General features: G+C 74.1%; 10 protein-coding genes and 1 riboswitch. Of the genes, 7 read left to right on the top strand and 3 right to left on the bottom strand.

The genetic code is table 11. The annotated features are described in order from the left end of the window. From MY520_RS24595 to MY520_RS24585, 3 genes are all read left to right on the top strand, one after another. Positions 1 to 1227, top strand: a 1227-nt coding sequence (locus tag MY520_RS24595; RefSeq protein ID WP_436695319.1) for a LytR C-terminal domain-containing protein, incomplete at its 5' end; no start/stop codon positions are given. An 89-nt stretch (positions 1228 to 1316) separates the two neighbouring features. After that, complete coding sequence (locus MY520_RS24590) at positions 1317 to 4196, top strand: alpha/beta fold hydrolase (RefSeq protein WP_436695318.1); 2880 nt, start codon at positions 1317 to 1319, stop codon at positions 4194 to 4196. Then, positions 4193 to 5074: an ABC transporter permease gene (locus tag MY520_RS24585; protein ID WP_436695317.1), complete on the top strand. Its 882-nt coding sequence runs from the start codon at positions 4193 to 4195 to the stop codon at positions 5072 to 5074. The genes MY520_RS24590 and MY520_RS24585 overlap by 4 nt, the downstream gene beginning before the upstream one ends. Before the next feature lie 41 nt (positions 5075 to 5115). Here MY520_RS24585 and MY520_RS24580 read toward each other — a convergent pair whose 3' ends face one another. Continuing rightward, entirely contained in the window at positions 5116 to 5937 is an 822-nt protein-coding gene (locus tag MY520_RS24580) for an HAD family hydrolase (RefSeq protein ID WP_436695316.1), read from the bottom strand. 59 nt (positions 5938 to 5996) lie between these two features. Further along, a riboswitch (SAM riboswitch) is annotated at positions 5997 to 6124 on the top strand. A gap of 12 nt (positions 6125 to 6136) precedes the next feature. On the opposite strand from MY520_RS24580, the gene thrC reads away from it, so the two are divergent. The 3 genes from thrC to groL all read left to right on the top strand — a co-directional run bounded on the left by thrC (position 6137) and on the right by groL (position 9766). Further along, positions 6137 to 7438 carry a threonine synthase gene (gene thrC / locus MY520_RS24575; RefSeq protein ID WP_436695315.1) on the top strand — a complete coding sequence of 434 codons (1302 nt, stop codon included), beginning with the start codon at positions 6137 to 6139 and terminating at the stop codon, positions 7436 to 7438. 198 nt (positions 7439 to 7636) lie between these two features. Next, a complete protein-coding gene (locus MY520_RS24570) occupies positions 7637 to 7837 on the top strand; it encodes a cold-shock protein (RefSeq protein ID WP_436695314.1) in 201 nt (66 codons plus the stop codon). A 300-nt stretch (positions 7838 to 8137) separates the two neighbouring features. After that, the gene (gene groL, locus MY520_RS24565) at positions 8138 to 9766 is read left to right on the top strand and encodes a chaperonin GroEL (protein ID WP_436695313.1); all 1629 of its coding nucleotides are present in this window, start codon (positions 8138 to 8140) and stop codon (positions 9764 to 9766) included. Positions 9767 to 9898: 132 nt separating this feature from the next. Here groL and MY520_RS24560 read toward each other — a convergent pair whose 3' ends face one another. Then, a complete protein-coding gene (locus MY520_RS24560; protein WP_436695312.1) occupies positions 9899 to 10267 on the bottom strand; it encodes a VOC family protein in 369 nt (122 codons plus the stop codon). 125 nt (positions 10268 to 10392) lie between these two features. Beyond that, on the bottom strand, positions 10393 to 12117 hold the full coding sequence (locus MY520_RS24555) for a fibronectin type III domain-containing protein (RefSeq protein ID WP_436695311.1): 1725 nt from the start codon (positions 12115 to 12117) through the stop codon (positions 10393 to 10395). A gap of 341 nt (positions 12118 to 12458) precedes the next feature. On the opposite strand from MY520_RS24555, the gene MY520_RS24550 reads away from it, so the two are divergent. Next, entirely contained in the window at positions 12459 to 13244 is a 786-nt protein-coding gene (locus tag MY520_RS24550) for a DUF72 domain-containing protein (RefSeq protein WP_436695310.1), read from the top strand. Positions 13245 to 13283 lie beyond the last annotated feature (39 nt).

Below are 13283 nucleotides of genomic sequence, written 5' to 3'. Positions count from 1 at the left end.
CCCGCCGCGCGGCCCCGCCCGGTGGAGCCGGCCCCCGAGACCCGCGTGCGGCTGCCCCTCCCACCCGCCGCGGCGGCCGCCCCGGTGGCCCCCCCGGCGCCGGTGGCACCACGCACCACGGTCGCGCCGTTCCAGGCCGTCCCCACCCCGAGCCACGGCAGCGACGAGCCCCGGCCGGAGGCGGGTCCGCGCCGCGGCACCGGCACCGAGCCGGCCGCCGAGCCGTCCTGGCGGGCCGGTCGGCCGGCCGCCGTCGAGGCGCCGTCGCGGAACGGCTCCGGCTCCCGCGACTGGACCAGCCCCTCACGCGTCGAGCCGGACCGGCCGGCCCCCGCGCCGGTCACCACGGCCATCCCGGACCGCAACCCCGCCCGGGCCGAGGACTCCGCGCGGCGGACCCCGGCACCGGCCACCGAGGCGATCCCCGACCGGAACGCCACCACCCGCGACCGCGGCGACGCCGACGACCGCTGGGCCGACGAAGACGACCGGGTCGACGAGGACGACGACCTCGACGAGCCCGCGGACCTGCGCCGCGGGCCGGTGACCGGCCCGGTCACCGGGCCGTCGACGGAGGTCGTCGGCGGCCGGGCGGCGCTGCGCGCCGAGCGGCAGGCCGCGGAGGCCGAGCGCCGCAAGTCCGGCCGTCGCAGTGGGGCGACCGCGGTCCGGCTCGACGACGAGGACGGCCCGCGCCGCCCCTCGGGTGTCCGCCGCGCCGCGACCGGCCTGCTCGCCGTCGCGGTCGTCGCGCTGGTGGTGCTGGGCGTCTACTCCTTCGCCGTCCCGGACGCCGAGGAGGCCTCGCGGTCGCAGTCGACCGCGACCACCCACTCGACGTCGGCCGCCACCGCGCCGCCGAGCTCGGTCCTGCCCCCGCTGGAGGTCGAGCCGCTGCCGCCGGCCGAGGGCGCCGCCCCGGCCGCGGACGTCCGGGCTCCGGTGACCGTGCTCAACGCCACCGGCATCACCGGGCTGGCCGCCGACGTCGCCGGCGCGATCGGCGGGCAGGGCTTCGAGTCGCCGGGGGTGGGCCAGTACCAGGGCGGGGACATCGCCGTCACCACCGTCTACTACACCGAGGGCGACGAGACCCAGCGCCAGGCCGCGGTCCGGCTGGTCGAGCTGTTCCCCGAGATCCACGGCCCAGCGGTGCGGTTCTTCGAGGTCCCCGACGTGGCCGTCCCCGGTCTCGTGCTCGTGGCCACCGGAGAGTGGCGGCCCTGACGCCGGGCCGCGCCGAGCCGGTGCGGCGGGTCCGGAACACCGGGCTGCGGTCGACCGTTGGCCGCTCCGTGCGTCCCCATCGCGGGCCCGTGCGTCCCCGCCCGCGCCCCGGCGCCCGCGGAGCGCTCGTCGCCCTGCTCACCCCGCTGCTCGCCGGCGTCCTGCTCGTCGTCTCGCCGGCCGCGCCGGCGGCGGCCGCGGAGGACGTCGCCACCGAGGAGTCGCTCGTCCCCTCCGGCTCGGGCGCGGACGCCGTCGAGCTCGACACCACCCTCTACCTGCCGGGCTCCGCGACCGCGGACCGGCCGGCCCCCGCCGTCGTCCTCGCGCACGGGTTCGGCGGCAGCAAGGACTCCGTGGCCGAGGACGCCCGGCTGCTGGCCGAGCGCGGCTACGTCGTCCTCGCCTACTCCGCGCGCGGCTTCGGCCGCAGCACCGGCCAGATCGGCCTCAACGACCCGCGCTACGAGGTCGCCGACCTCTCCACGCAGCTCGACCGGCTGGCCGAGCGCGACGACGTGCTGCTCGACGGCGAGGGCGACCCCCGCGTGGGCGTCGCCGGCGCCTCCTACGGCGGGGCGCTGTCCCTCCTCGGCGCGGCCTACGACGACCGCATCGACGCCATCGCCCCGCAGATCACCTGGAACTCGCTGACCGCGGCGCTGTTTCCCTCCCAGGTCGGTGCCGCCGACGGCGAGACCGTCGCGGCGACTCCGCAGGGCGCGGGCGCCGGGGTCTACAAGCGGCTGTGGTCGGGGCTGTTCTTCGGCGTCGGGTCGGTGCCCACCGGGGGCCTGCTCGACGCCCTGGGCGGCGGCACCGGCGAGGACGACGAGGGCGGGCTGCCGGCCGCGGCAGGTGCGGGCCTCCCGCAGCTCGATCCGGCGTCCGTCGACCCCGCGCAGGTGGAGCAGCTGCTGACCTGCGGCCGGTTCAGGACCGACATCTGCGCCGCCTACCAGACCGCCGCGGCCACCGGCACGCTGACGCCGGAGAGCGCCGCGGTGCTCGACCGCAGCAGCCCGGCGACCGTCCTCGACCGCATCGACGCCCCGACGCTGCTGGTCCAGGGCACCCGCGACTCGCTGTTCGGCCTGGGGCAGGCCGACGCCAACGCCCGGGGCATCGCCGCCGACGGCACCCCGGTCAAGGTGGTCTGGTACACCGGCGGCCACGATGACTCCGGCTCGGAGCGGACCCGGGAGCGGCTGCGCGAGCAGGTCGCCGGGTGGTTCGACTGGCACCTGCGGGGCGAGGGCGAGGACCCGGGCACCGGCTTCGAGTTCCCCGTCCCCGCCGGGGTCGGCGCGGGCGTCGGAAACGTGCAGGGCGGCAACCAGACCGTGGTGGCGCCGGCGTACCCCGGCCTGGCCGGCGCCGAGCCCGCCACCCGGTCCACCTTCCCGCTCAGCGGGTCGACGCAGCCGGTGGTCACCCCCGCCGGTGGCACCCCCGCGGCGATCACCGTGGTGCCCGGGCTGGGTTCGCTCAGCGCGGCCCTGGGTGGCAGCTCCTTCGAGATCCCCGGCCAGTTCGCCGCCTTCGACAGCGAGCCGCTCGACAGCGCGGTCGAGGTCGTGGGCGCCCCGACGGTCGACCTCGCGGTCGCCTCGGCCCGCGGCACCGCGACGCTGTTCGCCAAGCTCTACGACGTCGGGCCCGACGGCTCGATGACCCTCCCCGCCGGTCAGGTGGCGCCGCTGGCGCTGACCGGTCTGTCGGCCGACCCGACCGCGCCCACCGAGGTGTCGGTGACCCTGCCGGGCATCGTGCACCGCTTCGAGGCGGGGCACACCCTGCGGGTCGTCGTCTCCTCGACCGACCAGGCGTTCGCGCTGCCGGCCGAGGCGACCGTCTACTCGGTGGCCCTCGCCGGCGGGGACGGCGCCGCGCTCAGCGTCCCGGAGGTCGACGGCCGGACCGAGGCCGTCGGCGGCACCTCCCGCTGGTGGGTGCTGCTGGGCGCCGTCGTCGCCCTCGGGCTGCTCGGCTGGCTGGTCGCCGTCCTGTGGGGCCGCCGGCGCCGCCGCCGGGTGTCGGCCGTCGAACCCGATGGCGAGGACGTCCCGCTGCGCTTCACCGGCGTGACCAAGGCCTACAAGGACGGCTTCGTCGCCGTCCGGGACCTCTCCTTCGAGGTGCGCCGCGGCCAGGTGCTCGGCCTGCTCGGGCCCAACGGTGCGGGCAAGACCACCTCGCTGCGCATGCTCATGGGGCTGATCCGGCCCACCGAGGGGCGGATCAGCATCTTCGGCCACGCGGCCGGCCCGGGCGCGCCCGTCCTCTCCCGGCTGGGCTCCTTCGTCGAGGGCACCGGCCTGCAGCCGCACCTGTCCGGCCGCGACAACCTCCGGCTGTACTGGGCGGCCACCGGCCGGCCGGCCGCGGACGCGCACATGGACGAGGCCATCCAGGTGGCCGGGCTGGGGACGGCGATCGACCGCCCGGTGCGCCGCTACAGCCAGGGCATGCGGCAGCGGGTGGCGATCGCCCAGGCGATGCTCGGCCTGCCCGACCTGCTGGTGCTCGACGAGCCGACCAACGGGCTGGACCCGCCCCAGATCCACGCGATGCGCGAGGTGCTGCGGTCCTATGCCGCGACCGGCCGGACGGTCATCGTGTCCAGCCACCTGCTCAGCGAGATCGAGCAGACCTGCAGCCACGTCGTCGTCATGACCAAGGGACAGAAGATCGCCCAGGGCACGGTGGAGGAGATCGTCGGCACCGGCGGCGCGGTGCTCGTCGGCCTGGTCGACGACGCCGACACCGACCGCGCGATCGCCGTCCTCGAGGGGCTGCCGGGGGTGTCGGCCGTGCACACCGACGAGGGGCTGGTCGCCGAGCTCGACGGCACCAGCCGGGTCCGGGCGCTGCAGGCTCTGGTCGAGGCCGGCCTCGAGGTCGACGCCTTCACGCCGCGGCGCCGGCTGGAGGACGCGTTCCTGGCGCTGGTGGGGGAGGAGGCGTGAGCCGGAGCATGGAGACCGAGCACGTCCAGCCGACGGGGGCGATCGCCGGGTACCGGCCCGAGCGCACGCTGCGGCTGTCGGTCGAGCTGCGCCGGCAGTTCAAGCGCCGGCGCACCATCGGCGTCTTCGCCCTGATGGTCGCGCTGCCGCTGATCCTGATCGCGGCGCTGCAGCTGGGGGCCAGCGAGGAGGCGGCGGAGAACAGCCGGCTGAACCTCGTCGACGTCGCCACCTCCAGCGGGCTGAACTTCACCCTGTTCGTGCTGTTCGCGACGACCAGCTTCTTCCTGGTCGTCGTCTACGCGCTGTTCTTCGGCGACACGGTTGCCGCCGAGGCGCAGTGGGGGTCGCTGCGCTACACGCTGGCCACGCCGGTGCCGCGGATGCGGCTGCTCCGGCAGAAGTGGTACGCGGCGCTGGTGCTCTCGGTGGGGGCGCTGCTGGCGCTGGTCCTCACCGGACTGGTGGCCGGTGGCATCGCCTTCGGGTTCGAGGCGATCCAGACGCCGATCGGCGTGACGCTCGGCCAGGGTGAGGGGCTGCTGCGGCTGGCCGGGATGGTCGGCTACCTCGCCGTCCACCTGCTCGTCGTCGGCACGCTGGCGTTCTGGTTCTCCACGATCACCGACGCGCCCCTGGCCGCGGTCGGCGGCGCGGTGTTCACCATGTTCGTCTTCGCGATCCTCGACCAGGTCGAGCAGCTCGGCGCGGTCCGCGACTGGTTCCCCACCGCGGAGGAGTTCGCCTGGACCGACCTGCTGCAGACCCCGGTCGACTCCGGCGACCTGTTCCGGGGCGTGGTCCAGTCGCTGGTGTACGCGGCGGTCTTCACCGCGCTGGCCTTCCGCCACTTCGCCCGCCGCGACGTCACGAGCTGATGGAGTGGTTCTGTCGGCGTGACGCCGACAGAACCACTCCATCAGAGACTCGCGCGGACGGCCTCGGCCCAGCCCTCGCCCATCGCGGCACCGGTCACCGCCACGTTCGGGACGGCGGCCAGCAGGTCGGCCATCCCGTCGACGGTCGCCCCGTTCGCGGTGATCCACAGCCGGCCGACCGCCGGCGCCATCTCCAGGTCGCTGACGCTGTCGCCGATCGCCACCGCGTCGTCGGGGGTCAGGCCGCGCCGCTCGAGGTCCCACGCGATCGCCGCGCCCTTGGAGATGCCGCGCGGCATCAGGTGGTAGACCCGCGGCGGCAGCGCGTCGGGGGCCAGGGTCATCCGGGACGTCGCCGGGATGGACCCGTTGTCGTTGAGCGTCAGCCAGCCGTGCCCGCGCTCGGCGAGGTACGCGTCGACGGCCAGGGGGTCCACCCGGCCGCGCAGCAGCGCGTCGGTCGTGTGGGTGGCGTGCCAGGGGGCGTGCCACTCCAGCCGGCCGGCGTGGCGCGCCAGCAGGTCCTCGACGACGCCGAGCTCGGCCATCACCTCCATCGGGGCCCGCGCGGCGTGCTCGGCGGGCAGCTCCCCGGTCAGCCGGTGGACGCCGCGGCCGCCGTCCCAGCCGACGACGGAGCCGAGCTCGGCGATCGCGCCGTCCGCCGCGAAGATCCGCGCCGCCTCCACCACCTGCTCGAACGTCCGCCCGCTGACCAGCACGAGCGGGACGCCGGCCCGGTGCAGGTCGAGCAGTGCGGTGGCCGGGCCGGCGGTGAGGTCGCGGGCGGCGGTGTGCCAGAAGGAGCCCCGGGGGCCGACCATCGTGCCGTCGAGGTCGGTGTAGACGATCCGCGCAGTCACGGACTCATCGTGGCCGGGTCCGCAGCGACGACGGTCACCTGGGTACAGTCGGTGCGTTCCACTCATCCAGAGGGGCAGAGGGACACGGCCCGATGAAGCCCCGGCAACCGCCGACCGCGCACTCCGCGGCGAGAGGTGCCAATTCCGTCCCGCGCGGCTCGACGGCCCGCCGCGGGGAAGATGAGGAGGTAGTCGTCGCATGACCCTGACCGCTCCCGGTTCCCTTCAGGCCGACTCCGGTGCCGGTGGCCCGGTGCCCCCGTGTCCGGCCCGCGGGCTGGTGTGCCGCAACTGCGGCGCCACCTTCGGCCTGGTCGCCGAGCACGCCTGCGCCGAGTGCTTCGGCCCGCTCGAGGTCGACTACGACCCCGAGATCATGCGCGCGGTCACCCGCGAGCAGATCGAGGCCGGCCCGCAGAACATCTGGCGCTACGTCGCACTGCTGCCGGTGGGGCAGGACCCGGCCGACCGCGTCTCGCTCGACCCCGGCCTGACCCCGCTGGTGCGGGCCGACCGGCTGGCCGCGGAGCTGGGCGTCACCGGGGGCCTCTGGGTCAAGGACGACTCGGCCAACCCCACCCACTCGTTCAAGGACCGCGTGGTCAGCCTCGCGGCGACCGCCGCCAAGCGCCTGGGCTACACCAAGATCGCCGCAGCCTCCACCGGCAACCTGGCCAACTCGGTCGCCGCGCACGCCGCGCGGGTCGGCATCCCGTCGTTCGTGTTCATCCCGAGCGACCTGGAGCCGGGCAAGGTCGTCCAGTCGGCGGTCTACGGGCAGACGCTGGTCGCCGTCGACGGCTCCTACGACGACGTCAACCGGCTGACCAGCGAGCTCGCCGAGACCGACGAGTTCGAGGACACCGCCTTCGTCAACCAGAACGTGCGGCCCTACTACGCCGAGGGCTCCAAGACGATGGGTTACGAGATCGCCGAGCAGCTCGGCTGGCGGATCCCGGCCCAGGTCGTCATCCCCATGGCGTCGGGCTCGCTGCTCACCAAGGTGGACAAGGCGTTCCGCGAGCTGACCACCGCCGGCATCGTCGAGGCGAGCGAGTGGACGATCTTCGGCGCCCAGTCGGCCGGCTGCGACCCGATCGCCACGGCCTTCGACAACGGGTGGGACGTCGTCAAGCCGGTGAAGCCGACCGGCATCGCCAAGTCGCTCAACATCGGCAACCCCGCCGACGGCCCGTACGCGCTCGACGCGATCCGGCGCACCGGTGGCGCGGTCGGCCGGGTGGACGACGAGCAGATCGTGCAGGGCATCCGCGACCTCGCCCGGACCACCGGGGTGTTCGCCGAGACCGCCGGCGGCGTCACGGTCGCGGTGCTGCGCCAGCTCCTGGAGGACGGCCGGCTGGACCCGGCCAAGGAGACCGTCGTCCTCAACACCGGGGAGGGCCTCAAGACCCTCGACCCGCTGGAGCCGGTCGTCGGGCCGACCCACCGGGTGCAGCCGTCGCTGAAGTCGGTGCGGGCGGCCGGTCTCATCGGGTGACGGAGTAGGGTCGCAGCCGGATCGGGGGACGTCGTCCCTCCATCCGTGTCCGGCGTGGGTGAGGTTGCTCTCACCACGCCCTTCGTGTTGTACCTTCTCCCGCGGTTCGGTTCCACGTTCGTGTTCGACGGGCGGAAGAGCTAGACCCGGCGCCGGAATGGCTGGCGTCGTCCGCACGCACGAAACGTGGGAGCACACGTGGCACAGGGCACCGTGAAGTGGTTCAACGCCGAGAAGGGCTTCGGCTTCATCGCCGTCGACGGCGGCCAGGACGTCTTCGTCCACTACTCCGCCATCCAGATGGACGGGTACAAGAGCCTCGACGAGGGCCAGCGGGTCACCTTCGAGGTCGTCCAGGGTGAGAAGGGGCCGCAGGCCGACAGCGTGCGCTCCGCCTGAGCTCGCAGGTCCTCGCCGAGGCCCGGTTCCCCGCCAGGGGGCCGGGCCTCGGTCGTGTCCGGGAGGCCGCAGAGGCACTCGGTCGGGCCGGGGAACAGCCGGCGCCCACCCCCCGTTCTTGCACTCGGCAGGGTCGAGTGCCAAACTCTCGGTTGGCACTCGACAGTGCCGAGTGCCAATCAGGTCGGATGCGGTGAGGCACTGGTGTGCGGGCCGACGGAGTGCCCGTGCCACCGGTGTCGTCCGTCGCGGGCGCCGAACCCGGCCGTGCAGCGATCCATGCATGGAGGACATCACCACATGGCCAAGATGATCGCCTTCGAGGAAGAGGCTCGCCGCGGCCTCGAGCGGGGCATGAACACCCTCGCCGACGCCGTCAAGGTGACCCTCGGCCCCAAGGGCCGCAACGTCGTCCTCGAGAAGAAGTGGGGTGCCCCCACCATCACCAACGATGGTGTGAGCATCGCCAAGGAGATCGAGCTCGAGGACCCGTGGGAGAAGATCGGCGCCGAGCTGGTCAAGGAGGTCGCCAAGAAGACCGACGACGTCGCGGGTGACGGCACCACCACCGCCACCGTGCTCGCCCAGGCGCTCGTGCGCGAGGGCCTGCGCAACGTCGCCGCCGGCGCCAACCCGATGGCCCTCAAGAAGGGCATCGAGAAGGCCGTCGAGTCGGTCACCGAGTACCTCCTCTCGACCGCGAAGGACGTCGAGACCAAGGAGCAGATCGCCGCCACCGCGTCGATCTCCGCCGCTGACCCGGCCATCGGCGAGCTCATCGCCGAGGCGATGGACAAGGTCGGCAAGGAAGGCGTCATCACCGTCGAGGAGAGCAACACCTTCGGCCTCGAGCTCGAGCTCACCGAGGGCATGCGCTTCGACAAGGGCTACATCTCGCCCTACTTCGTCACCGACGCCGAGCGCATGGAGGCCGTCCTCGACGACCCGTACGTGCTCGTCGTCAACAGCAAGATCAGCTCGGTCAAGGACCTGCTCCCGCTGCTGGAGAAGGTCATGCAGTCGGGCAAGCCGCTGGCCATCATCGCCGAGGACGTCGAGGGCGAGGCCCTCGCGACCCTGGTCGTGAACAAGATCCGCGGGACCTTCAAGTCCCTCGCGGTCAAGGCGCCCGGCTTCGGCGACCGCCGCAAGGCCATGCTGACCGACATCGCCATCCTCACCGGTGGCCAGGTCATCAGCGAGGAGGTCGGCCTCAAGCTGGAGTCCGCCGGCACCGAGCTGCTGGGCCGCGCCCGCAAGGTCGTCGTCACCAAGGACGAGACGACGATCGTCGAGGGTGCCGGTGACAGCGACCAGATCTCCGGCCGGGTCAACCAGATCCGCGCCGAGATCGAGAAGTCGGACTCCGACTACGACCGCGAGAAGCTGCAGGAGCGTCTGGCCAAGCTGGCCGGTGGCGTCGCCGTCATCAAGGCCGGCGCCGCGACCGAGGTCGAGCTCAAGGAGCGCAAGCACCGCATCGAGGACGCGGTGCGCAACGCCAAGGCCGCCGTCGAGGAGGGCATCGTCGCCGGTGGTGGCGTCGCCCTGGCGCAGGCCACCACCGTCGCGTTCGAGAAGCTCGAGCTCGAGGGTGACGAGGCGACCGGTGCCAACATCGTGCGCGTCGCGCTCGAGGCGCCGCTGAAGCAGATCGCCATCAACGCCGGCCTCGAGGGCGGCGTCGTGGCGGAGAAGGTGCGCAACTCGGAGACCGGCTGGGGCCTCAACGCCGCCACCGGCGAGTACGTGGACCTGGTCGCCAGCGGGATCATCGACCCCGCCAAGGTGACCCGCTCGGCGCTGCAGAACGCCGCCTCCATCGCGGCGCTCTTCCTCACCACCGAGGCCGTCATCGCCGACAAGCCGGAGAAGTCCGCTCCGGCCATGCCGGGTGGCGACGGCGGCATGGGCGGCATGGACTTCTAGAAGGACCACGTCGCCCCCCACGACGCGCTCTGCGCGCCGCGGGTCCCTGCGACGTAGCCGTTCCATCGCGTCACCTCGGCAGGGGCGGTCCGCTCAGGCGGGCCGCCCCTGTCGGCGTCTTCGCCCTCGTGTTCAGGCGTCGGGGGCGAAGACGCAGAACTCGTTGCCCTCGGGGTCGGCGAGCACGTCCCACCGGATCTCCGTGTCCCTGGCGCGCAGCAGCGTCGCCCCGGCGGCGAGCAGCGCGGCGGTGTCGCCGTCGACGTCGAGGTGCATCCGGTTCTTCACCGTCTTGCGCTCGGGGACCGGGTTCACCCAGATCAGCGGGCCGGCCCCGGACGGATCGGCGATCGGCACCGGCCCCGCCCGGTCGAAGGGCGTGCCGTCGTCCCGGGTGTCCCGTCGGACGTAGCCCAGGGCCGCGCACCACCAGTCGGCCAACGCCTGGTGGTCGTGGGCGTCGAGGCAGAGGTCCTTGAAGCGGGCGGGTGCGTCGGCCATGGCGGCAGCTCAGCACACCGGCGCGGCCCCCGGCAGGCCGAGGGCCCGTCACCGGATCGGTGACGGGCCCTCGGGGGTGCGGTCGTGCTGCGGGGCGTCAGCGCTGCCCCGGGTGCGGTCCCGGGTCAGCGGGACCGGGTCACCGCCGTCGTCAGGCTGGCGCCAGAGTCGGAGGTGACGGTGATCCGGTTGTCCGTCGGCAGCGCCGGACCGTTCCGCAGGTCGACCGACCAGGTGCCGTCGGCCGCGACGGGGACGTTGACCTGGATCGTCGCGCCGGCCGAGGTGCGGACGTGGACCCGGTTGGCCGTGGTGTCAGCCGCGGTGCCCTGGATCCGGTACTCCCGCCTGTCGGCGCGGTATGTGGCCCGGCTGACGGTGACGACGTCGCCCGGCGTGACCGTGGCGACGACGCCGCTGGCCGTCGTGCCCGGCGTCGCCGCCGTGCCCGACAGCGCACGGACCGACACCGTGTACTCGGTGCCGTTGGCCAGACCGCTCACCGTGCCGCTGGTGCCGGAGGCGACGGTCGTCGTCACCGCGTCCCCGCCGGCGGTGGGCGTGGCGGCGAGCTCGTAGCCGGTGACCGGGCTGGTCGCGCTGCCCGGCTGCGCCGCCGTCCACTCCGCGGTGATGGACTCGTGACCGGCGAGGACGCGGGTCAGGGTCGGCGCCGTCGGAGCCACGACAGCCGGGGTCTCCGTGCCGCCGCCGGTGTCGCCGCCGGTACCCGTGCCGCCGCCGGTGCCGGTCCCCCCGCCCGTGTCCGGGTTGGTCGGGTCGACCGCCGGCGTGATGGTGCCGTCGGCGTTGAGGGTGCCGAGCTGGACGACCGGGCTCCACAGCCCGTTGTTGGCCTCCAGGATGAGTGCGTAGGACTGCTCCGCGTTCAGGCCCCGGATGGTGGCCTCGTTCGGGCCGGTGGTGTTGGCGCCCTGACGCACGGCGATCTCCTGGCCGGTGACGCCGTCGATCGCGGCCACCCGGTACTGGGTGACGGCCTTGGCGTCGGCCGGCTGGGCCGGGGTCGTCCACGTCAGCGAGACGTCGCCGCCCGAGCGGACGGCCGTGACGCGGGTCGGGGGCACCGGGGCCTGGGAGGCCGGGCCGGCCGGGCAGCCACCGAATCCGGGGCCGTCGGTCTCCCCGAACTCGTAGAGGGTGTTTCCCAGTGCCAGCTCGCCGGAGTCCAGCATCCACGAGGTGACGACGTGCTCTCCGTCGGCCACCCGCTCGGCGTCGGCGGCGGAGAACATGCTGAAGGTGACCGAGAAGACCCCTCCGCTGGCGCTGCCCTCCACGGTGTAGCCGGGTCCGCCGTTGGGCTCGGCCGGGTCGACGACCGGCGTCCAGCCGATGGCGCGCTCACCGATCAGGGTCGGGGGCGTGGCCGGGTCGGGACGCCGCATCTCCGGGTTGACGACCTCGACGACGAACCGGTCGAGGCTCACGTCGTCGCCGTAGGTGCCGCTGATCGTCACGGTGCCCTCGACGTCGCCCTCCGCGGGAGTGGCCACGACGTCGCTGACCTCGACCGCGTCGATCTTCGCCGAGCTGGTCGTCGCGCCGTCGCTGAAGGCGGTCTCGCTGAACCGCACCTCGACGAGGTCGCCGCCCCGGATGTCGGGCGTCACGCCGGTCCAGCAGGAGCCACCGGGGTGGTTGAACTCCAGGAACCCGGTGGCGTCGATGACGCCCTCACCGATCCCGACCTGCTGGCCGTTGCGGTTCACCGTCACGGTGGCCGTCTCGCCGGCCTGGTCGGCGTAGCCCTCCAGCGCGACCATGTCACGCTTGGGGAAGATCTCGATGTTGCCCGGGCCCAGAGGTGGGGTCCCGGCTTGGGCCATGGCCGCGAAGGTCACCAGGGCGCCGGTGGCGGTGGCGGCCGCCAGGCCGCCGGCCAGGAGCCGCTGGCGAGGCCGCGTCCGTCCGGTCGCGGGAGGTGCACCTGTTCCGTGCGCGCCCCCGTGACCGCCCCGCGAGGTCGGTCGTGCAGTGGTCATCGATGTCTCCGCTGGTCGATCCGGTAGGAGCCTCCGGGTCGGGCCAGGAGGCGCTCCGAACGGTCGCCGCATGATCGACTGCGGGGCAGCCGTGCGAAGGGGGGGCGCGGACCCCCAAACGGGGAGGACGGGGGTCGACGGCCTGTGTCCGCGTCAGCGGGAGCCCACGCGGGTAGGCGAGATCCGTGGCGGTGGTCATCGGGACGTCGGGCTGGCAGTACCGCGACTGGCGCGGCCGCTTCTACCCGCAGCGGATGCCGCAGCGGCTGTGGCTGGAGCACTACGCCGCCCACTTCGCCACGGTGGAGAGCAACAACGCCTTCTACCGGCTGCCGGAGCGCAGCACGTTCGAGGCCTGGCGCACCCGCACCCCGGCCGACTTCCGCTGGGCGGTCAAGGCCAGCCGGTTCCTCACCCACATCAAGCGGCTGCGCGAGCCCCAGGAGCCGGTCGCCCGGCTGATGGGGCGCGCGGAGGGGCTGGGCGAGCGGCTGGACGTCGTCCTGCTGCAGCTGCCCCCGACGCTGCGGGCCGACGTCGACCTGCTGCGGGAGTGCCTCGCGCAGTTCCCGCCCGGCGCCCGGGTGGCCGTCGAGCCGCGGCACGAGACCTGGTGGACCGACGAGGTCCGCGCCCTGCTCGAGCGGTACGGCGCCGCGCTGTGCTGGGCCGACCGCGACGAGGAGCCGGTCGCGCCGCTGTGGCGGACGGCCGGGTGGGGCTACCTGCGGCTGCACCGGGGCGTGCAGGACTGGCGCTACCGGCCGGAGACGCTGCAGCTCTGGGCCGACCGGCTCGCGGCCACCTGGGCAGCGGACGAGGACGTCCTCGTCTACTTCAACAACGACCCCGGCGGGGCCGCGGTGGTCGACGCGGTCGTCTTCGCCGAGGCGGTGCGCCGCACCGCCCGCACGCCGACCCGGGTGCCGACCGCCGAGCAGGCCAGCGGCCTGGCCTGGGACGCGGCCTGAACCGACGGGTGGTCAGGCCGACCGGGAGGCCGGCCCAGC

Origin of the sequence: Geodermatophilus sp. CPCC 205506 (assembly GCF_051383635.1) — a bacterium.
Lineage (GTDB): Bacteria > Actinomycetota > Actinomycetes > Mycobacteriales > Geodermatophilaceae > Geodermatophilus.
This window is presented reverse-complemented; position numbering and strand designations above follow the sequence as displayed.

Excerpts from the sequence above, each read along its gene's own strand:
- thrC (WP_436695315.1), top strand. The coding sequence starts at position 6,137 with ATGACCCTGACCGCTCCCGGTTCCCTTCAGGCCGACTCCGGTGCCGGT.
- groL (WP_436695313.1), top strand. The coding sequence starts at position 8,138 with ATGGCCAAGATGATCGCCTTCGAGGAAGAGGCTCGCCGCGGCCTCGAG.
- MY520_RS24560 (WP_436695312.1), bottom strand. The coding sequence starts at position 10,267 with ATGGCCGACGCACCCGCCCGCTTCAAGGACCTCTGCCTCGACGCCCAC.
- MY520_RS24555 (WP_436695311.1), bottom strand. The coding sequence starts at position 12,117 with ATGGCCCAAGCCGGGACCCCACCTCTGGGCCCGGGCAACATCGAGATC.